We start from the raw sequence: 19,996 nt of genomic DNA, 5'->3' as shown, positions 1-19,996 counted from the left end.
GTTTGGCCATTACACTCAACCTCACCCCGGAGGCGCGCGCGTGTGTGACCTGCACGATCAGCATGAGCACGAGTCCCAGCCCGCGGGCGGCACGACCCTGAGCCGGCGCCGCATCATGCAGATGCTGGGAGCGGCCGGAGTGACCACGGCCGTGATGGCCGCCGAGGCCGACCCGGCGATGGCCGCCGCGGCGGACGACAGCAGCCCGGCCGAGTACCAGGCACCGGAGGGCCTCGCCGAGGACAGCCCCGCCAAGTCCGCGGCGCTCGACTGGATCAAGGCCAACAGCGGCCGCATCACCGGCCTGAACGCCGAGATCTGGGAGAACGCCGAGCTCAGCCTCCGCGAGTGGAAGTCCTCGATCGCCGAGGCCGAATTCCTGGAAAAGGCCGGATTCGAGGTCGAGTTCGGCACGGCGGGCTTCCCGACCGCGTTCACCGCCACGTACTCGTACGGCAAGGGCGGCCCGGTGCTGGGATTCAGCGGCGAGTACGACGCGCTGCCCGGCCTCTCGCAGAACAAGGGCGTCGGACACCACGATCCGCGCGAGTACATCCACGACCCCTTCGCGCCCAGCTATGGGCCCGGGCACGGCTGTGGCCACAGCGCGCTCGGCACGGCGGCGGCAGCCGCGGCGGCCGCGGTCGCGCAGGCGGCGGCGAAGCACAAGCTGCCGGTGACGGTGAAGTTCTTCGGCTCCACCGCCGAGGAGACGCTGATCGGCAAGACGTACGCGGTCAGCAAGGGCGTCTACGAGGGTCTCGACGCCTTCCTCGACTGGCACCCCTCGACGGCCAACGCGACCGGCTGGGGCACCAGTACCGCGATGACCGCCGTGACCTTCACCTTCCTCGGCGTGGCCGGCCACGGCGGCACCCCGCTCGGCAACAAGAGCGCTCTGGACGCGGCCGTGATGATGGCGACCCTGTCCGAGTTCCTCCGCGAGGAGAACCTCGCGCCCTCGGGCCGCCTCCACTGGGTGATCAACAACGGCGGCGACATACCGAACGTCACGCCCGAGATAGCCGAGATCTCGTACTACGTGCGAGAAGGCAGCCCCGCCCGCGTTCAGGTGCTCCTCGACAAGGTGATCGCCGTCTCCGAGGCGGCGGCCAAGGCCAGCCAGACCAAGGTGCAGCACCGCATCACCTCCGCCTGCTGGAACCAGCTGCCGTCCAAGTCCTTCGCGGAACTGCTGCACGAGAACATGCGGCAGATCGGGCCGCCCCAGTTCAGCGACGAGGCGCACCAGCTGGCCAAGGAGCTGCAGGAGTCGCTGGGCCTGCCGACGAAGGGCATGCACGACACGATCGCCGACCTGACCGCGCCCAACCCGGTCTTCATGGGCGGCGGTTCGACGGACGTCGCCGACATCAGCTGGAATGTGCCGACCGTGTCGATGGGCGCCGCGCTCGCCCCGATCGGCACCAAGATGCACACGTGGTCCACCGCCGCGTGCGCGGCTGCCGCGCCCGGCCAGGCCGCCGTGATCGCCGCTGCCAAGTATCTGGCCGCCACCGCCGTCGACCTCATCACCCAGCCGGAGCGGCTGAAGGCGATCAAGGACGAGTTCGCGGAGCGTACGAAGGGCGTCGAGTGGAAGACGGCCCTGCCCGACGGCTACGAGCCGCCGATGTACGAGCCGCCGGAGTGGTTCCTGCGCAAGACCGGCCAGTCGTGGCCTCCGGAGAACATCACGTGGCCGCCCAAGAGGGTCGTGTCCCAGGAGAAGTTCGCCTCCCTGGGCCCTGAGCTCGCCGCTCAGAAGTAGCCGTACGCAGGTCGCTCACCGCCCACCGTGCACGCGGCGGGCGGCAAGCGGCGCTGGACTGGTCAGAGCAGGGCGAACTGCCCCTCCGGTCCCTCCTCGAGATGGTCCAGTACGGACGCGGGTTGGCGGGCCGTGGCGGGCACGGGGAGGACGCCGGACCGGTGCAGTTCGGCCGCCGTGACGGCCGAGTCCAGTGCCTCTGCCAATTCGGCCTGCTCAGGTGCGAGTTCGGCGAGCAGCGCGAGGACCGTGATGAGTTCCAGGAGCTCCGACGTCCAGGTCTGGGGCCATGCGGTGGGCCGGATCGCCTCCAGCGTGCCCGGCTCGGGCTGTCCGGTCCTCCGCCCGAACCACAGCTCCAGTACGCGGGCGCCGCTCACCTGGAAGTCCCAGGCCTCGGCGGGTACGGGTGCGATGCGGCCCTCGCCGATGTGCAGGGTCTCCTCTTCGCGGTCGTAGAGCAGCTCGGCGGGCCGGGCGGGGAGCGGGGCGCGGACGTAGGGGCGGCGGCCGCCGGGGAGTTTGGGCCGCTCACCGGTGCCGTGTGCGACGCGGCCGTCCTTGATGCCGCTCCGCAGCATCAGCCACAGCATCCGGTGGCCGAGGCCGGTGCCGTGCGCCCAGACGTCGGGGTCGGCGGTCAGCGGGACCCGGCATCCTGAGGCGGTCGGCTGCGCGACGGCCAATGTCCAGGCCAGGACGTCGACCGGTTCAGGACGGTCACCTAGGCGGCGTGCGAGATGGTCGAGCAGGCCCGGCACGAGGTTCGGTTCGAGGCCGCCGGGACGGCGGTACAGCGGGCTGATGCGGCCGGGGCGGCCCCCGGGGGAGCGACCGTCGGGCAGCAGGGCCGTGGCCAGCAGAGAGGGCCCGGAGGCGTCCGGGACATGCCCTTGTTCGACGGCGAACAGCTGGTGCTCGTCGGCGACCCGCCACAGCTCCGGGCGCGCCGAATCGATCAGCCGGTGGTCCGGTATGAGCCACTGCTCGTCGAACGGGCCATGCAGGACGCGTACCGGCTCGGGACAGGGGCCCGACTCGCGGGCCAGCCGACCGGTGCCGCCCCGGTGTCCGGGCAACTGCGCCACGGCGGTGTGCAGGGTGCGGGCCCGTGTCGGCTCCAGCAGCGCCTCGCGGGCGGCTCCCTCGGTCCGTACGAAGGCGTCCCAACGGGCCTTCAGGGACGGGGCGTCCGGCGCCATGGGCCAGGCGCGGCCCAGCCGCAGGGGTGCGACGGCCCACGGCATGAGGTCCGCGAGCAGCGGAGCGTCGTCGTGCGTCACGCTCGGCATCGTACGTCGTGGTCAGTCGGCGTCGAGGGTGACCGTGAAGGAGAAACGGTCACCCCGGTAGTGGATGCGGGCCACGTCCAGGGCGCGGCCGTCCTCGTCGTAGCTGATGCCCGTGTAGTGCAGGATCGGGCTGAGCAGCGGCACCTGCAGCAGTCGGGCGGTCTCCGGATCCGCCAGGCGGGCCTGGACGGTGTCGGTGATCCGGCTGATCCGGACGCCCACCACGTCCCGCAGGACCCTCGTCATCGGCCAGCGCTCCAGATCAGCGGGGTCGATGCGTGCGGCGATGTCGGGCCGTACGTAGTTGCGGGCGTGGTTGGTGGGCTCGCCTGTCCCCTCGTCGCAGCGCAGCCGGTGGTACGTCATCACGTCGGCGCCGTCCGGAAAGTGTTCGGCGAGTTCGGGCGGGACCGGTGAGGTGCCGTGGCCGAGGAGCCGGGTGCTCATGCCCGACTGCTGGGCGACGATCGCGTCGACGGAGCCAAGGAGCCGTACGGGCGCGGCGCGCTGCGCGGTCGGCTCTATGAAGGTGCCGCGCCGCCGGTGCCGGCTGATCAGGCCCTCGTCCTCGAGTTCCTTCAGGGCCTGCCGCATGGTCAGCACGCTCACGCCGTAGTGGCCGGCGAGCTGCTCCTCGGTGGGCAGCCGCAGCGGGGCGTCCTCTGCCCGGCTCAGTATCGATGCCCGTAGCGACTGCGACACCTGATACCACAACGGCAGTTTGCGGTTCAGGACGATCGAGTCCGGGGCAAAAGCGGTCACGGTATCTCCGACGTCGGTTTCCTGAAGGGCTCTGCAGGGGGCTCTATCCAGCTCTACCCGCCGCCGGCGACTCAAAGGGTGCGCGGGCTGCCCTCGGTGAAATGGCGCTCCAGACCCTGCCACACGTCGTCGTAGCGCTGCTGCAGGTGGTCCGCCTCCGCCGCCTGCGCGGTGAGCGTCACCGGCCAGCGCGTCTCGAACATGAACGCAAGACCGTCGTCGAGCTTCTGCGGCTTCAGCTCGGCCGCGCTCGCCCGGTCGAAGGTCTCACGGTCGGGACCGTGCGCCGACATCATGTTGTGCAGCGAGCCGCCGCCCGGCACGAAGCCGCCCGGGCCGGAGGTCTTCGCGTCGTACGCGCCCTCGATCAGGCCCATGTACTCGCTCATCACGTTGCGGTGGAAGTACGGCGGCCGGAAGGTGTCCTCGCCCACCAGCCAGCGCGGCGCGAAGACCACGAAGTCGACGCCCGCGAGGCCAGGGGTGTCCGACGGCGACGTGAGCACCGTGAAGATCGACGGGTCCGGATGGTCGTAGCTGATGGTGCCGAGCACATTGAACAGACGCAGGTCGTAGATATACGGCACATGGTTGCCGTGCCAGGCGACGACATCCAGCGGCGAGTGGTCGTACGTCGCCTCCCAAAGGTGCCCGCAGAACTTGTTCACCACCTCCACCGGGCTCTCGACGTCCTCGTACGCGGCGACCGGCGCCCTGAAGTCCCGAGGGTTCGCGAGGCCGTTGGCGCCGATCGGGCCCAGGTCCGGGAGGCGGAAGGGGGCTCCGTAGTTCTCGCAGACGTAGCCGCGGGCAGTCGCCTTCTGCCCGTCCGCCTGCGTGGCGTCGAGCAGCTCCACGCGGAAGCGCACGCCGCGCGGGATCAGCGCCACCTCGCCCGGCTCGGCGTGCAGCAGGCCGAACTCGGTGTGCAGCAGCAGTCCGCCGCGCTCCGGGACGATCAGCAGCTCGCCGTCGGCGTCGCTGAACACCCGGCGCATGGAGGAGTCGGCCTGGTAGAGGTGCACGGCCATGCCCGTGCGCTGCGTCGCGTCGCCGTTGCCGCCGAGCGTCCACAGGCCCGCGACGAAGTCCGTACCGGCCGGGGGCTCCGGCAGCGGGTCCCAGCGCAGCCGGTTGGGGTCCGGGATTCTCTCCGTGAACGGTGCCGTGCCGATCGCGCCGTTGCCGATGCGCACGAAGGCGGGGTGCGCGGCCGAGGGGCGGATCCGGTACAGCCACGAGCGGCGGTTGCCGGCCCGCGGCTCGGTGAACGCGGTGCCGCTCAGCTGCTCCGCGTACAGCCCGAGCGGGGCGCGCTGCGGTGCGTTGCGGCCGAGCGGCAGGGCGCCCGGCAGGGCCTCCGAGCTGTGCTCGTTGCCGAAACCCGAGAGATAGGTCAGGCCCTCGGCGGTCTTCCTGGCGTCGTCCCCGCTCATCTCGGCTCCCTCGGCCCCCTCGCCAATGCGGTCGGTGGGCTTGGTTCTGCGTACGCGGTCAGGATCCCTTGATTTCTATGCTTGACCATAGGATTCGGGGAGGGGCTGTGCAAGAGCCGTCGGCGTGGCGCGGGCAGGCGTCCGCAGGTGTCCCTGGACGGGCGGAGTTCGTCGTAGGGACACGAAAACCCGTACGGAAAAGGCATGATGAAGCCCGTGTCTCTTCCCACCTCGCTTCGCCGTGCACCCGTTCAGCGGCGCAGTGCCGAGCGGCTGACCCGGATCCTCGACGCCTGCGCGGAGCTGCTGGACGAGGTCGGATACGACGACCTGAGTACGCGCGCGGTGGCCGAACGCGCGGGCGTGCCCATCGGCTCCGTCTACCGCTTCTTCTCCAACAAGCGCGCCATGGCCGATGCCCTGGCCCAGCGCAATCTGGAGCACTACGCGGAGCGGATCACCGAGCGGCTGACCGCGATCCCGGCCGGCGACTGGCGCTCGGCCATGGACGCCGTACTCGACGAGTACCTCGCCATGAAGCGGACCGCCCCGGGCTTCTCGCTCGTCGACTTCGGCAATCAGATCCCGGTCGGCACGCGGGGCGGCGAACCCAACCACCGTGTCGCCGACCGCCTCACGGATCTGCTCGCCGCCCATCTGGGCCGCGACCCCGACGAGGCCCTGCGCCGCACGTTCCTGGTGGCCGTCGAGTCGGCCGACGCCCTGGTCCAGCTCGCCTTCCGGCTGGGCCCGCCGGGATGCGGGGACGAACGGGTCATCGAGGAGACGCGGGAACTGCTGCGCGCCTATCTGGCGCGGACCTTCGACTGACGTCCGGTGTACGTCACGCCTGCCGCTCAGGCGTGGCATGCGCTGTTCGCTGTCCGTTCCCGGATTTGTTCGCGGCCGGGCATCGCTTTCCATGCATACCGGTCGGTATGCTCGCCTGTGCCCGCGGCGGCTGCGCCTTGCAAGCCGCCGCCCGTGTGTCACCGATCCCGCGCGCCACCGCCGCCGCCCCGGGGAGGACTCATGTCCCGTACCGCCCTGCGTATCTGCCCGCTCTGCGAAGCGACCTGCGGTCTCGTCCTCACCATCGAGGAGACCCCCGACGGCGAGCGGGTGACCAGGGCCCGCGGTGACCGGGACGATGTCTTCAGCCGGGGGTTCATCTGCCCCAAGGGCGCCTCCTTCGGGGCGGTCGACGGCGACCCGGACCGGCTGCGTACGCCGCTCGTACGGAAGGACGGCAGGCTCCAGGAGGCGAGCTGGGAGGAGGCGCTCGACGCCGTCGCCGCCGGGCTGCGGCCGCTGATCGAGGCATATGGGCCGAACAGCGTGGGCGTCGTCCTCGGCAACCCCAATGTGCACACCATGGCCGGGGCCCTCTACCCACCCGTACTGATCGGCGCGATCGGTACCCGCAACATCTTCACGGCCAGCACCGTCGACCAGATGCCCAAGCACGTCTCCAGCGGACTGCTGTACGGCGACGCGCTCGCGATACCCGTGCCCGATCTGGACCGCACCGACCATCTGCTGCTCATCGGCGCCAATCCCTTCGAGTCCAACGGGAGCCTGTGCACCGCACCCGACTTCCCGGGCAAACTCAAGGCGCTGCGTGCCCGGGGCGGCACGCTCACGGTGGTCGACCCGCGGCGTACGCGTACGGCGAAGCTCGCCGACCGGCACGTCGCCATCCGGCCCGGCACGGACGCGCTGCTGCTGGCGGCCATGGTGCACGTCCTCTTCGAGGAGCGGCTGATCAGTCTCGACGCGCTCGCGGACCATGTGGAAGGTGTCGAGGAAGTCGCCGAGGCCGTATGGGAGTTCACCCCCGAAGCCGTCGCCGCCGCCTGCGATGTGCCGGCCGAGGACATCCGTGCCATGGCCCGTGAACTGGCCGCCGCCCCGACCGCCGCCGTCTACGGCCGCATCGGCACCTGCACTGTCGCCTTCGGGACCCTGGGCAGCTGGCTGGTCGACGTCCTGAACATCCTCACCGGGAACCTGGACCGGCCCGGCGGCGCCCTCTTCCCTCTCGCCGCGACCGATCGGGCACCGCGTCCCGCCGGTCCCGGCAGGGGGTTCGCGCTGGGTCGCTGGCGCAGCCGGGTGAGCGGGTACCCCGAGGCCAAGGGGGAGCTGCCCTTGGCGGCGCTGGCGGAGGAGATCGACACGCCGGGCGGCCGCGTCTCCGCCGACGCGCCGGACGGCCGCGGTTCCGGCGAGTCGGACGGCGGCCCGATCCGCGCCGTCATCGCCATCGCCGCCAACCCCGTCCTCTCCGCGCCCGACGGCGACCGCCTCGACAAGGCCCTCGAGCCTCTCGACTTCATGGTCAGCGTCGACCCGTATCTGAACGAGACCTCCCGGCACGCGCACGTCGTACTGCCTCCGCCCCCGCCCGCGCAGAGCGCGCACCATGACTTCGCCTTCAACGCGTTCGCCGTACACAACCAGGTCCGCTACACCCGGGCCGCCGTACCGCTCGGACCGGGCCGGATGGCCGAGACCGAGATCCACGCCCGGCTGGTGCTCGCGGCCGGGGGCATGCACGGTGCGGAACCGGACGCCGTCGACGCCATGGTCATCGACCGGACCCTCGGCAAGGCCGTCACCGAACCGCACTCGCCGGTCCACGGCCGCGATCCGAAGGAGCTCGCCGCACAGCTCACCGGCGAGAACGGCCCCGAGCGGCGGCTGGACATGATGCTGCGCCTAGGCCCGTACGGCGACGGGTTCGGCGCCGACCCCGACGGCCTCAGCCTGGACCGGCTGCTCGCCCACCCGCACGGCATCGACCTCGGGCCGCTTCAGCCGCGCCTTCCGGGGCCGCTCAAGACCCGCAGCGGCCGCATCGAGCTGCTGCCCGCGCCGATCGCCGACGACCTGCCCCGGCTGAAGAAAAGCCTCGCCGAGCGTCCCGCGGACCTCGTCCTCGTCGGCCGCCGCCATCTGCGCTCCAACAACAGCTGGCTGCACAACGTCCCGGCCCTCACCGGCGGCTCCAACCGCTGCACCCTGCACGTCCACCCCGACGACGCGGCGCGGCTCGGCCTCACCGGCGGTGCGCATGCGATCGTCAAGGGCGCTGGGGGAGAGGTGACAGCACCCGTGGAGATCACGGACGCGGTGCGCCCCGGTGTCGTCAGCCTCCCGCACGGCTGGGGCCACGACCGCCCCGGCACCCGCCTGCGGGCCGCCGCGGCCGACCCCGGCGTCAACGTCAACCAGCTCCTCGACGGCACCCTTTTGGACCCGCTGTCCGGCAACGCCGTGCTCAACGGGATCCCCGTTGGCATAACACCAACGCCGTGACCAGGAGTTTTGCGCTTATTGCTCGCACGTCAACATCTTGTTAAGCCCAACTTGGGCGACCTAACGTCGTGCCACCCCCGGCCCCCCGAGGGGTGTTCAAGGGCGAACGTTAGGTATCCCACTCATGCTGACCATCCTCGGCTTCGCCATGATCGCGACCTTCCTGGTCCTGATCATGATGAAGAAGATGTCGCCGATAGCGGCGCTGGTTCTGATCCCCGCACTGTTCTGTGTGTTCGTCGGAAAGGGAGCGAAGCTCGGCGACTACGTCATCGAAGGGGTGGGCAACCTCGCGCCCACCGCGGCGATGCTGATGTTCGCCATCGTCTACTTCGGTGTGATGATCGACGTCGGCCTCTTCGACCCGATCGTCCGGGGCATCCTCCGCTTCTGCAAGGCGGACCCCCTGCGCATCGTCGTCGGTACGGCCGTGCTCGCCGCGATCGTCTCGCTCGACGGCGACGGCTCGACCACCTTCATGATCACCGTCTCGGCCATGTACCCGCTGTACAAGCGCCTGAAGATGAGCCTGGTCGTGATGACCGGTGTCGCCGCCACCGCCAACGGCGTCATGAACACCCTGCCCTGGGGCGGCCCGACCGCCCGCGCCGCCACCGCCCTCAAGCTCGACGCCGGCGACATCTTCGTCCCGATGATCCCGGCGCTCGCGGTCGGCCTGCTCTTCGTGCTCGTCCTCGCGTACGTCCTCGGTCTGCGCGAGCGCAAGCGGCTCGGCGTCCTCACGCTCGACGAGGTGCTGACGGAGGAGAAGGAGCAGGAGTCCGAGACGGTGCTCGTCGGTGCCGGCGTGGGCGGCTCGGGTGACGACAAGGTGCGTACCGCCAAGGCCACCGGCGGCTCCGGCTCCGGCACCGACGCGGACGCGACGCCGGACGAGGCGGACGACGACTTCAAGGGCCTCGACCCGAACCGGCCCACGCTGCGCCCGAAGCTGTACTGGTTCAACGCCGCGCTGACCGTGCTGCTGCTCACCGCCATGATCATGGAGTGGCTGCCGATCCCGGTGCTGTTCATCCTCGGTGCCGCGCTCGCCCTCACCGTCAACTTCCCGCACATGAAAGACCAGAGGGCCCGGCTCGCCGCCCACGCCGACAACGTCCTCAACGTCGCCGGCATGGTCTTCGCCGCCGCCGTCTTCACCGGCGTCCTGCAGGGCACCGGCATGGTCGACCACATGGCCAAGTGGCTCGTCGGCGTCATCCCGGACGCGATGGGCCCGCACATGGCACTCGTCACCGGCATCCTGAGCCTGCCGCTCACCTACTTCATGTCCAACGACGGCTTCTACTTCGGTGTGCTGCCCGTCCTCGCCGAGGCCGGCGCCGCCCACGGTGTGACCTCGCTGGAGATCGCGCGGGCCTCGCTCGTCGGCCAGCCGCTGCACATGTCGAGCCCGCTGGTCCCCGCCGTGTACGTCCTCGTCGGCATGGCCAAGGTCGAATTCGGCGACCACACCCGGTTCGTGGTGAAGTGGGCCGCGCTCACCTCGCTGGTGGTGCTCGGCGCCGGAATCCTGTTCGGCATCATCTGATCCATGACTGACACCGACATACCCGGGCCCGGTGGGAACCGCGGCTGGCTGCTCCGCCTCGTCATCGCCTTCGCCTTCGCGCAGGGGGCCGTGTCGATGGCCCGGCCCGCCGTCTCCTACCGGGCCCTCGCGCTGGGCGCGGACGAACGGGCGATCGGTGTGATCGCCGGTGTGTACGCGCTTCTTCCGCTGTTCGCCGCCGTACCGCTGGGACGCAGGACCGACCACGGCCGGTGCGCGCCCCTCCTGCCCGTCGGCGTAGCCCTGATCGCCGGCGGATGCGCGCTCAGCGGTACGGCGGACTCGCTGCTCGCCATGGCGGCCTGGAGCGGTGTGATGGGTCTCGGCCATCTCTGCTTCGTCATCGGCGCCCAGTCGATCGTCGCGAGGCAGTCCGCGCCCGCCGAACAGGACCGCAATTTCGGCCACTTCACCATCGGCGCGTCGCTCGGCCAGCTCGTCGGGCCCATCGCTGCGGGGTATGTGGTGTCGGGCCAGGGCGGTGCGGCCTCCGGGCCGGTGGGCGCAATGGCGCACACCAGCGCCCTCGCGCTGATCGTCGCGGCCGTGGTGGCCGCGGCTTCTTTCACCTCGCTGTGGCGCATCGAGCGGGGTACGCCGCCTGGCTCGCGCAAGGCGGAGGGCCGGCGCGTTCCCGTGCAACGCATTCTGCGCACCCGTGGCGTGCCCGCCGGCATCTTCATCAGCCTCGCCGTGCTGTCGGCGACCGACATTCTCACCGCGTATCTGCCCGTCGTCGGCGAGCACCGGGGCATCGCGCCGTCTGTGGTCGGTCTGCTGCTCAGCCTGCGCGCCGGGGCGACCATCGCGTGCCGGCTGGCGCTGCCCGCGATGCTGCGGTTGCTCGGCCGGGCCATGCTGCTCGCCGTGACATGCCTGGTCGGGGGCCTGATGTGCGCGGGCATGGCGCTGCCCGTCCCGGTCTGGGCGCTCGCCGTGATGCTCGCCGTGCTCGGCTTCTGCCTCGGTGTCGGGCAGCCGCTGTCCATGACGACGGTCGTCCAGGCCGCCCCCGAGGACGCCCGTTCCACCGCTCTCGCCCTGCGCCTCACCGGCAACCGGCTCGGACAGGCCGCCACGCCCGCGGCCGCCGGCCTCGTCGCCGGCGTCGCGGGGACGGCGGCGCCGTTCGTGATGCTCGGTGTACTGCTGCTGGTGGCGTCCGGGTTGGGGCTCCGCCGTCAGGGCCCGGTCGCGGGCGGGGGCAGGCGAACGCCGCGGGATGCGCCGGCGGAGGGGGCGGCTAGCCGGGCGCGGTGATCGGCGGTGCGGGCGCGGGATCCCTTGCCCGCTGCGGCCCCTTGCTTGCGCGGTGGGAGGTGCACCACCGCGCCCTTGCAAGGGCGGTACAACATTGCTTGCAGCCGGCGTCGCGGTGGGCGTTGCTCGCGGTCAGCGTTGCGCGTGGCGGACGTTCTGTCCGTAACGTCGCCTGGTTATCGGTCCGTTCGTGCCGCAGTCGTTCCCTCTCGGTGAGTAACCGGCTAACGTTCCGGCACCACACGTTCACTCGTGCGGTACCCAAGCACTTACGTCGCAGCCGCATCTCGAACACTTGGGCGGGACCCAATGACTCGCGCCATATCGCTTCGCAACGTCACAAAGACGTACGGCCGGAACGTACGGGCCGTCGACCGTTTCACGCTCGACATCTCGCCGGGGGAGTTCGTGGTCCTTCTCGGGCCCTCGGGCTGCGGAAAGTCGACCGTACTGCGGATGATCGCCGGACTCGAGGACGTCACCGAGGGCGAACTGCTGCTGGACGGCGAGCCCGTCGACGATGTGGCACCCGGCGAGCGTGACATGGCCATGGTCTTCCAGAACTTCGCGCTGTACCCGAGCATGACGAACCGCGACAACATCGGCTTTCCGCTGCGGATGGAGAACTCGGGCTCGGATCCCCGTCCCCGCGTCGAGGCGACCGCGCGCATGCTGGGCATCGAGGACATCCTCGACCGCTACCCGAGCCAGCTCTCCGGCGGCGAGCGGCAGCGGGTCGCGATGGGCCGGGCCGTCAGCCGCCGGCCCTCGTGCTTTCTGATGGACGAGCCGCTGTCCAACCTCGACGCCAAGCTCCGCAACCACCTGCGGGCCGAAATCGCCCGGCTCACCAGGGAGTTGGGCGTGACCACGGTCTATGTGACGCACGACCAGGCCGAAGCCATGTCGCTCGGCGATCGCGTCGCGATCATGCGGGGCGGTGTGCTGCAGCAGGTGAGCACGCCGCGCGACGTCTACGCCGTCCCCGAGAACATCTTCGTGGCGGCGTTCATCGGCACGCCGCGCATCAATCTGCTCGAGGCCACGGTTCACGCCCCGCTCGACGGCCGTATGTCGATCGACCTGCGGCGGCAGCGGCTGCCCCTGCCCGAACCGCTCAGCCGCGACCACCAGTTGCTGCGTATCCAGCAGGGGCGGCGGATCGTCGTCGGTCTGCGCTCCGAGGCGGTGCGGATCGCGACCCCTGCCGAGGCGCGCCCCGGTGAGGTGCCGATCAGCGGGCTCGTCGAGCACATGGAGTACCAGGGGCATGAGGCGCTGGTCCACTTCAACACCGGCTCCCGGCCCGCCGTGGTGGCCGACCTCGAGGCGCCCCGGCCGGTGTCCGCCCCGCGGCGGCGGCGCAGGGCGCCCGGGGCCGGCGTGCTGAGCCGGTGGATGGAGCCGGCAAGTTCCCGCGCGGCGGGCTCGGCGTCGGATCCGGCGTCGGACCGTGTGATGGGTCCGGTGGTGGCCGTGGACGACCCGGAGCCCTATGTCTGGGAGAGGTCGGGGGCCGGTGGCCCCGACGCCGGCGCGAGTGACCTGGTCGTGCGCACCAGTCCAGATGTCCAGCTGCACAGGGGAGCGCAGGTGCCGCTGCTCGTCGATCTCGCGCACCTGTATGTCTTCGACGTGGAGGGGCGACGGATCTGTCCGGCGCCTTCGGTGGTGCCGGGGCTGGACGTCTGAGCGGTTCGCCTACGCGGCGGCTGGTGCGCCACCTGCCGGGCCGGGATGTACGTCGGTCTGGCGCCGAGCCCTACGTCGTCGGGCGAGCCCACACTTTGCGCCAGCCGCTGCGGGCGCACATCCCGCCATGTCCCCTTGGGCCGCATCGCGCCTGCGGGCCGGGCGGGGTCACTGTTGCGGGCGGGCGCGCCGCTCACCGTTGTGGGCAGGCGTTCCTCAGGGCTGACGGCACCTCCCACGCCCTGAAGGCAGTGGGGGAGGGTGGGCACAACCCACGACGTACAGTGCGTCGAGTACGGCCTGTGCCCCCCTGGCGCCCAAAAACTAACGGCGCTAGTTTGGGCGCCGGACGACGGGACGGGACGCCAGCACGGAGGTACGCCACATGAAGGCCCACGACGCCCTGTACATCGACGGAGCCTGGCGGCCCGCCGCAGGCCCCGGCACGATCGAGGTCGTGAACCCCGCCGACGAGCAGGTCATCGCCCACGTCCCGGCCGCAACGGCCGAGGACGTCGACACCGCGGTGCGCGCCGCCCGCGCCGCGCTCCCCGCCTGGGCCGCGACCCCGCCCGCCGAGCGCGCCGCCCGTATCGCCGCGTTGCACGACGCCCTCGTCGCCCGCAAGGACGAGATCGCCGAGACCGTCACCGCAGAGCTCGGCTCGCCGCTGCCGTTCTCGCAGAAGGTGCACACGGCGCTGCCGATCACGATCGCCGGCTCGTACGCCGAGCTGGCGGCGACGTACGCCTTCGAGGAGAAGGCCGGCAACTCCACGGTGCTGCTCGAACCGGTCGGAGTCGTCGGGGCGATCACGCCCTGGAACTACCCGCTGCACCAGATCGTGGCCAAGGTGGCCCCCGCCCTCGCGGCAGGCTGCACGGTCGTCCTCAAGCCCGCCGAGGACACGCCGTTGACGGCCCAGCTCTTCGCCGAGGCGGTGGATGAAGCCGGTGTGCCGGCGGGTGTGTTCAACCTGGTCACGGGCCTCGGTCCGGTCGCGGGCCAGGCGCTCGCCGAGCACGAGGGCGTCGACCTGGTGTCCTTCACGGGGTCCACCGCCGTCGGAAAGCAGATCGGTGCGGTGGCCGGCGCGGCCGTCAAGCGCGTCGCACTGGAGCTCGGCGGCAAGTCGGCCAACGTCATCCTGCCCAGCGCCGACCTCGCCAAGGCGGTCGGCGCCGGCGTCGCCAACGTCATGTCCAACTCCGGGCAGACCTGCAGCGCCTGGACCCGCATGCTCGTCCACCGCGACCAGTACGACGAGGCGGTGCAGCTCGCCGCGGAGGCCGCCGCCAAGTACGGCGACCGCATCGGCCCCGTCGTCAACGCCAAGCAGCACGACCGCGTGCGCGGCTACATCGAGAAGGGCGTCGCGGAGGGCGCGCGGCTCGTCGCGGGCGGCCCCGAAGCGCCCCGCGAGCACGGCTACTTCGTCAGCCCCACCGTCTTCGCCGACGTCACCCCGGACATGACCATCGCGCAGGAGGAGATCTTCGGGCCGGTCCTGTCGATCCTGAAGTACGAGGACGAGGACGACGCGCTGCGTATCGCCAACGGCACCGTGTACGGCCTCGCGGGCGCCGTCTGGGCGGGCGACAACGCGGAGGCGGTGGCCTTCGCGCGGCGCCTGGACACCGGGCAGGTCCACATCAACGGCGGCCCCTTCAACCCGCTGGCCCCCTTCGGCGGATACAAGCAGTCGGGCGTCGGGCGCGAGCTCGGTACGCACGGCCTGGCCGAGTACCTCCAGACCAAGTCCCTCCAGTTCTGAGTTCCGAAGTTCCAAGTTCCAAGTTCCAAGTTCCAAGTTCCGAGTTCCGAGTTCCGAGTTCCGAGGAGCGTCCGCCCGTCATGGTCCGCGCCGCCGTCCTGCCTGCCATCGGCTCTCCCCTCGAGATCACCGAGATCGAGCTGCCCGAACCCGGACCCGGCCAGGTACGGGTACGCCTCGCCGCCGCCGGTGTCTGCCACTCCGATCTGTCGCTGTCCAACGGCACCATGCGGGTGCCCGTACCCGCCGTGCTCGGCCATGAGGGCGCGGGCACGGTCGTCGCCGTCGGCGAGGGCGTCACGCACGTCGCTCCCGGCGACGGCGTCGTCCTCAACTGGGCTCCCTCCTGCGGTAGTTGCCATGCGTGCTCCCTCGGTGAGGTGTGGCTGTGCGCCAATGCGCTGACGGGTGCAGGTGATGTGTACGCGAAGAGGGCCCACGACGGCGCAGACCTCCACCCCGGCCTGAACGTCGCCGCGTTCGCCGAGGAGACCGTCGTCGCGGCCGGCTGCGTACTGCCCGTGCCGGACGGAGTGCCGCTCACCGACGCGGCCCTGCTCGGCTGCGCCGTGCTCACCGGGTACGGCGCCGTCCACCACTCGGCGCGGGTCCGCGAGGGCGAGTCCGTGGCGGTCTTCGGAGTCGGCGGCGTCGGCCTGGCCACGCTCCAGGCCGCCCGGATCGCGGGTGCCTCGAAGATCGTGGCCGTCGACGTGTCCCCAGCGAAGGAGGAACTGGCCCGCCGGGCGGGCGCCACGGACTACATCGTCGCCTCCGAGAACACCGCCCGCGAAATTCGCGGACTCACGGGCAAGCAGGGCGTGGACGTCGCCGTGGAGTGCGTGGGCCGCGCAGTGACCATCCGTACCGCTTGGGAGTCGACGCGGCGCGGCGGCCGCACCACGGTCGTCGGCATCGGCGGCAAGGACCAGCAGGTCTCCTTCAACGCCCTGGAGATCTTCCACTGGGGCCGCACTCTGTCCGGCTGCGTCTACGGCAACTCCGACCCGGCCGAGGACCTGCCTGTGCTGGCGGAGCATGTCCGGGCGGGCCGCCTCGACCTCGGTGCTCTCGTGACCGAGCACATCGCCCTCGACGGCATCCCGGCCGCGTTCGACAACATGCTTGCGGGCAAGGGCGGCCGGGCGCTGGTCGTCTTCTAGCCGTCCGGATCGGGCCGGCGCGCGATCATCTGCTCTCCGGCTCCGGCTCCGGTTCCGGCTCGGGAGCGGCTGTCGCCGTGGCCGGAACCGAAGTCCTCCCTGCGCGTGGCCGGGAGCGTGACACCGCGACGCCCGCGAGGCACAGCACCCCGCCGCCCAGCGTCAGCAGCCCCGGCACCTCGTCGAGAGCGAGCCACGACATCAGGACGACCAGTGCCGGCACGGCGTACGTGGTCGCGCCCATCCGGCTCGCGGTCGTACGGGCCAGGGCGTACGCCCAGGTCGTGAAGGCCAGTGCGGTCGGGAACACGCCCAGATACAGCATGTTGAGGGTCGCCGACGCGGGCGCCCGGGCCGCGTCATGGACGAGCTGCCCCGCGAACGGCAGACACGCGACGGCCCCGACGAGGCATCCGAACGTCGTGACCTGCAGTGGGGTGGCGCTTCCCAGGGCGGGCTTCTGCCCCACGACTCCGCTCGCGTACCCGATCGCGGCGAGGACGCACAGCACGACCCCGAGGATGGACGCGCTGCCGTCGCCCGACATGGAGAACCCGACAGCGACGGCGCCCGCGAACGACACCGCCATCCCCGCGAGCAGGCGCGGCGGCATCGGATCGCCCAGCAGCCGCCATCCGAGCACCGCGACGAGGATCGGGCCGATGTTCACCAGCAGGGCCGCCGTACCCGCGTCGACCAGCTGCTCGCCCCAGTTGAGCACCACCATGTAAAGCCCGAACCACAGCAGCCCCGACACGGCGATCCCCGGCCAGGCCGCCCGCGGCGGCCACCCCTCTCTCCGTATGAGACAGATGACGCCCAGCGTCAGCGCCCCGGCCAGCAGCCGGCCGAGAGCCAGCGCCCCCGGGGAGTACGCGGCCCCGGCGCTGCGGATCGACACGAAGGCGGAGGCCCACAGCACCACGGTCACCGTCGCCGCGGCTGCGGCGAGGAGTTCGGGGCGCCGGGCGGGCGGGGGAGAGATCATCATGCTCCTGAGGCTAGGGAGGGGCAGGGCGCGGTGGCTCGCGGTTTCCGGACGCCGTCCTGACGTGGTCCCGCTCTCCGGATACGAGGCCGCGGCCGCGTCCCGGCGAGGGCTTCCATGAGCCGGAGGTTCGCCATGCCCCGAGGCTAGGTGCCGCACAGTTCGGCAGTCACCGCAATATCCGGGGTGCCGGTCACCGCAGCGCCGCCGAGTCGATGCCCAGCAGGTCGGTCAGCGCTCGCGTGCCGCTGTCCGTGACCTGCACCGCGCGCTCCGAGCCGATCCGTACGCACCAGCCGGCGTCCAGTGCGTGCCGGCACAGGGCCGCGCCCGCGGCGCCGGCGAGATGCGGCTTGCGTTCCGTCCAGTCCAGGCAGGCGCGGGCCAGCGGGCGGCGGCCCGTGCGTTCGAGGCGGATCCCCAGGCCGTCGAACCAGCGCAGCCCCGCGTCGGTCAGGGCGAACCCGGTGTCCTGGCGCAGCAGACCGCGCCCCGTCAGTGCGTCCGTGATCGCGATGCCGAGTCGTCCGGCGAGGTGGTCGTAGCAGGTCCGCCCACGCGCCATCGCGGAGCCGGCGCTCGACGCCCGCAGCGTCCGGGGCCGATCGACGCGCGGCGCGGCATGCGCCGCCAGATCCTCCACGAGCTGCGCCACGCGGTCGTCGGCCAGCCGCACATAGCGGTGCCGGCCCTGCCGCTCCTCGGCCAGCAGCCCGCCCGCGACCAGCTTTCCGAGGTGCTCACTCGCGGTCGACGCCGCCACGCCGGCGCAGCGCGCCAGCTCACCGGCGGTCCACGCCCGCCCGTCGAGGAGCGCGAGCAGACAGGCGGCGCGCGTCTCGTCGGCGAACAGCCCGGCGAGCGCGGCGAGCTGCGGTGCGGCGGACTCCCTGGACGGCCTCGTGCCTCTCATGCGTCCAGCATGCGGCAGGGAATGTTCGGCAGGGACCGAAGCGTCCGCGGGTCGGTTCGGACGCAGCCGGTCACGGGGCACTGGCTTTTGACGACTGCGTTGCCGACGTCAGCTGCTCGTACTGCATCGCCAGCCCGTCCAACAGCGCCTGAAGCCCCGTCTCGAAGGCGCGCTCGTCGATCTTCTGCTGGCGATCGGCGAGCAGATGCGCCTGGCCGAGGTGCGGATAGTCGGACGGGTCGTACGCCGACTCGTCGTCGACGAAGCCTCCGGCGAAGGAGCCCAGCGCGGAGCCCATGACGAAGTACCGCATCAGGGCCCCGATCGATGTCGCCTGCGCCGGTGGCCAGCCGGCGGCGACCATCGCACCGAACACGGCGTCCGCGAGGCGCAGCCCGGCAGGCCGTCGCCCGGGCCCCTGGGCGAGTACCGGCACGATGTTCGGGTGGTCGGAGATGGCCGCACGGTAGGACACGGCCCAGTCGTGCAGCGCCGTCCGCCAGTCCCGGCCGTCCTCGAACATCGACAGATCGACCTGCGCGCTGACCGAGTCGGCGACCGCCTCGAGGATCTCGTCCTTCGTGCGGAAGTGGTTGTAGAGCGATGGTCCGCTCACCCCGAGCTCGGCGGCGAGGCGGCGTGTCGACACGGCCGTGAGTCCCTCGGCGTCCACCAGCGCACGCGCCGTCTCGACGATGCGGTCGGTGCTCAGCAGGGGCTTGCGCGGTCGGGCCATGCGGCACATAGTAGGGCTGCCGAACGGAAACTAGCAGTGATAGTTAAAGTGGGATCCGGCCGATCCGAAGTCGGTCCGAAGCCGATCCGAATGTGGAGCGTCCGCCGATGAACCTGGAGCTCAGTGAGGAGCAGGCCGCCGTCCGCCGGCTCGCCAAGGAGTTCGTGGAGCGCGAGATCGCCCCGCACGTCGTGGAGTGGGACCGCGCCGAGAGCGTGGACCGGGACATCGTGAAGAAGCTGGGCGAGGTCGGCTTCCTGGGCCTGACCGTCGACGAGGAGTACGGCGGCTCGGGCGGCGACCACCTCGCGTACTGCCTGGTGACGGAGGAGCTCGGCCGCGGCGACTCCTCCGTGCGCGGCATCGTCTCCGTCTCGCTCGGCCTGGTCGCGAAGACCATCGCGCACTGGGGAAGCGAGGAGCAGAAGCGGCAGTGGCTGCCGGGGCTGACCTCCGGCGAGTACGTCGGCTGCTTCGGCCTCACCGAGCCCGGCACCGGCTCCGACGCGGGCAGCCTCACGACGCGGGCGGTGCGCCACGGCGACGAGTACGTCGTCAACGGCACCAAGATGTTCATCACGAACGGCACCTGGGCCGATGTCGTGCTCCTCTTCGCCCGCACCAACGACACCCCCGGCCACAAGGGCGTCTCCGCCTTCCTGGTGCCCACCGCCTCGCCCGGCCTGACACGCCGCACCGTCCACGGAAAGCTCGGCCTGCGCGGCCAGGCCACCGCCGAGCTCGTCCTCGAGGACGTACGCGTCCCGGCGTCGGCCATGCTCGCCCCCGAGGGCAGGGGCTTCGCGGTCGCCATGTCCGCCCTCGCCAAGGGGCGTATGTCGGTCGCCGCCGGCTGCGTCGGCATCGCGCAGGCCGCGCTGGACGCGGCCGTGCGCTACGCGACCGAGCGCGAGCAGTTCGGCAGGACCATCGCGCACCATCAGCTGGTCCAGGAGCTGATCAGCGACATCGCCGTGGACGTCGACGCCGCGCGGCTGCTGACCTGGCGGGTCGCCGACCTGATCGACCGCGGGCAGCCCTTCGCCACCGAGTCCTCCAAGGCCAAGCTGTTCGCATCGGAGGCCGCGGTACGCGCCGCGAACAACGCCCTTCAGGTCTTCGGCGGCTACGGCTACATCGACGAGTACCCGGTCGGGAAGCTGCTGCGCGACGCACGCGTCATGACGCTCTACGAGGGCACCAGCCAGATCCAGAAGCTGGTGATCGGCCGCGCGCTGACGGGCGTATCCGCCTTCTGAGGCCGCAGGGAGCACGCAGGTCCTGCGGGCGAGGGCATGAGTACGAAGGTGAGTAT

The 19,996-nt window shown here is 71.3% G+C and carries 15 protein-coding genes; 9 read left to right on the top strand and 6 right to left on the bottom strand.

Going from position 1 to position 19,996, the window contains the following annotated elements:
- The first annotated feature begins 40 nt into the window (after nucleotides 1-40).
- Nucleotides 41-1,771 carry an amidohydrolase gene (locus ABT009_RS06640; RefSeq protein WP_351290234.1) on the top strand — a complete coding sequence of 577 codons (1,731 nt, stop codon included), beginning with the start codon at nucleotides 41-43 and terminating at the stop codon, nucleotides 1,769-1,771.
- A 62-nt stretch (nucleotides 1,772-1,833) separates the two neighbouring features.
- On the opposite strand, the gene ABT009_RS06635 is transcribed toward ABT009_RS06640, so the two are convergent.
- The 3 genes from ABT009_RS06635 to hmgA form a co-directional block, all read right to left on the bottom strand.
- Nucleotides 1,834-3,063: a type ISP restriction/modification enzyme gene (locus ABT009_RS06635; RefSeq protein ID WP_351290232.1), complete on the bottom strand. Its 1,230-nt coding sequence runs from the start codon at nucleotides 3,061-3,063 to the stop codon at nucleotides 1,834-1,836.
- Nucleotides 3,064-3,075: 12 nt separating this feature from the next.
- Nucleotides 3,076-3,825, bottom strand: coding sequence for a GntR family transcriptional regulator (locus tag ABT009_RS06630; RefSeq protein ID WP_351290230.1), 750 nt, complete (start codon nucleotides 3,823-3,825; stop codon nucleotides 3,076-3,078).
- 71 nt (nucleotides 3,826-3,896) lie between these two features.
- Nucleotides 3,897-5,261 (bottom strand): homogentisate 1,2-dioxygenase, encoded by a 1,365-nt coding sequence (gene hmgA / locus ABT009_RS06625; protein WP_351290228.1) that lies wholly within the window; start codon nucleotides 5,259-5,261, stop codon nucleotides 3,897-3,899.
- 207 nt (nucleotides 5,262-5,468) lie between these two features.
- Between hmgA and ABT009_RS06620 the strand changes: the two genes are divergently transcribed.
- The 7 genes from ABT009_RS06620 (at nucleotide 5,469) to ABT009_RS06590 (ending at nucleotide 16,044) form a co-directional block, all read left to right on the top strand.
- Nucleotides 5,469-6,092: a TetR/AcrR family transcriptional regulator gene (locus ABT009_RS06620; RefSeq protein WP_351290457.1), complete on the top strand. Its 624-nt coding sequence runs from the start codon at nucleotides 5,469-5,471 to the stop codon at nucleotides 6,090-6,092.
- Nucleotides 6,093-6,293: 201 nt separating this feature from the next.
- Complete coding sequence (locus ABT009_RS06615) at nucleotides 6,294-8,582, top strand: molybdopterin oxidoreductase family protein (protein ID WP_351290226.1); 2,289 nt, start codon at nucleotides 6,294-6,296, stop codon at nucleotides 8,580-8,582.
- 124 nt (nucleotides 8,583-8,706) lie between these two features.
- On the top strand, nucleotides 8,707-10,134 hold the full coding sequence (locus ABT009_RS06610; RefSeq protein WP_351290224.1) for a CitMHS family transporter: 1,428 nt from the start codon (nucleotides 8,707-8,709) through the stop codon (nucleotides 10,132-10,134).
- Between the two features lie 3 nt (nucleotides 10,135-10,137).
- The gene (locus ABT009_RS06605; RefSeq protein ID WP_351290222.1) at nucleotides 10,138-11,415 is read left to right on the top strand and encodes an MFS transporter; all 1,278 of its coding nucleotides are present in this window, start codon (nucleotides 10,138-10,140) and stop codon (nucleotides 11,413-11,415) included.
- Between the two features lie 309 nt (nucleotides 11,416-11,724).
- Nucleotides 11,725-13,107 (top strand): ABC transporter ATP-binding protein, encoded by a 1,383-nt coding sequence (locus ABT009_RS06600; RefSeq protein ID WP_351290220.1) that lies wholly within the window; start codon nucleotides 11,725-11,727, stop codon nucleotides 13,105-13,107.
- Nucleotides 13,108-13,492: 385 nt separating this feature from the next.
- Nucleotides 13,493-14,881, top strand: coding sequence for an aldehyde dehydrogenase family protein (locus ABT009_RS06595; protein WP_351290218.1), 1,389 nt, complete (start codon nucleotides 13,493-13,495; stop codon nucleotides 14,879-14,881).
- A gap of 80 nt (nucleotides 14,882-14,961) precedes the next feature.
- Nucleotides 14,962-16,044 carry a Zn-dependent alcohol dehydrogenase gene (locus ABT009_RS06590; protein ID WP_351290216.1) on the top strand — a complete coding sequence of 361 codons (1,083 nt, stop codon included), beginning with the start codon at nucleotides 14,962-14,964 and terminating at the stop codon, nucleotides 16,042-16,044.
- A gap of 25 nt (nucleotides 16,045-16,069) precedes the next feature.
- Here the strand turns inward: ABT009_RS06590 and ABT009_RS06585 are convergent, their stop codons facing one another.
- The 3 genes from ABT009_RS06585 to ABT009_RS06575 form a co-directional block, all read right to left on the bottom strand.
- Nucleotides 16,070-17,035, bottom strand: coding sequence for a DMT family transporter (locus tag ABT009_RS06585; RefSeq protein WP_351290214.1), 966 nt, complete (start codon nucleotides 17,033-17,035; stop codon nucleotides 16,070-16,072).
- Nucleotides 17,036-17,225: 190 nt separating this feature from the next.
- Nucleotides 17,226-17,945: an ArsR/SmtB family transcription factor gene (locus ABT009_RS06580; RefSeq protein WP_351290212.1), complete on the bottom strand. Its 720-nt coding sequence runs from the start codon at nucleotides 17,943-17,945 to the stop codon at nucleotides 17,226-17,228.
- A gap of 70 nt (nucleotides 17,946-18,015) precedes the next feature.
- Complete coding sequence (locus ABT009_RS06575; RefSeq protein ID WP_351290210.1) at nucleotides 18,016-18,681, bottom strand: TetR/AcrR family transcriptional regulator; 666 nt, start codon at nucleotides 18,679-18,681, stop codon at nucleotides 18,016-18,018.
- Nucleotides 18,682-18,788: 107 nt separating this feature from the next.
- Here ABT009_RS06575 and ABT009_RS06570 point away from each other — a divergent pair, with 107 nt between their 5' ends.
- Nucleotides 18,789-19,940 carry an acyl-CoA dehydrogenase family protein gene (locus ABT009_RS06570; protein WP_351290208.1) on the top strand — a complete coding sequence of 384 codons (1,152 nt, stop codon included), beginning with the start codon at nucleotides 18,789-18,791 and terminating at the stop codon, nucleotides 19,938-19,940.
- Nucleotides 19,941-19,996 lie beyond the last annotated feature (56 nt).

The organism is Streptomyces sp. NPDC002896, assembly GCF_040295225.1.
Classification (GTDB): domain Bacteria; phylum Actinomycetota; class Actinomycetes; order Streptomycetales; family Streptomycetaceae; genus Streptomyces.
Note: the sequence above shows the minus strand (reverse complement) of the source record. Positions and strands in the feature narration are given on the sequence as shown.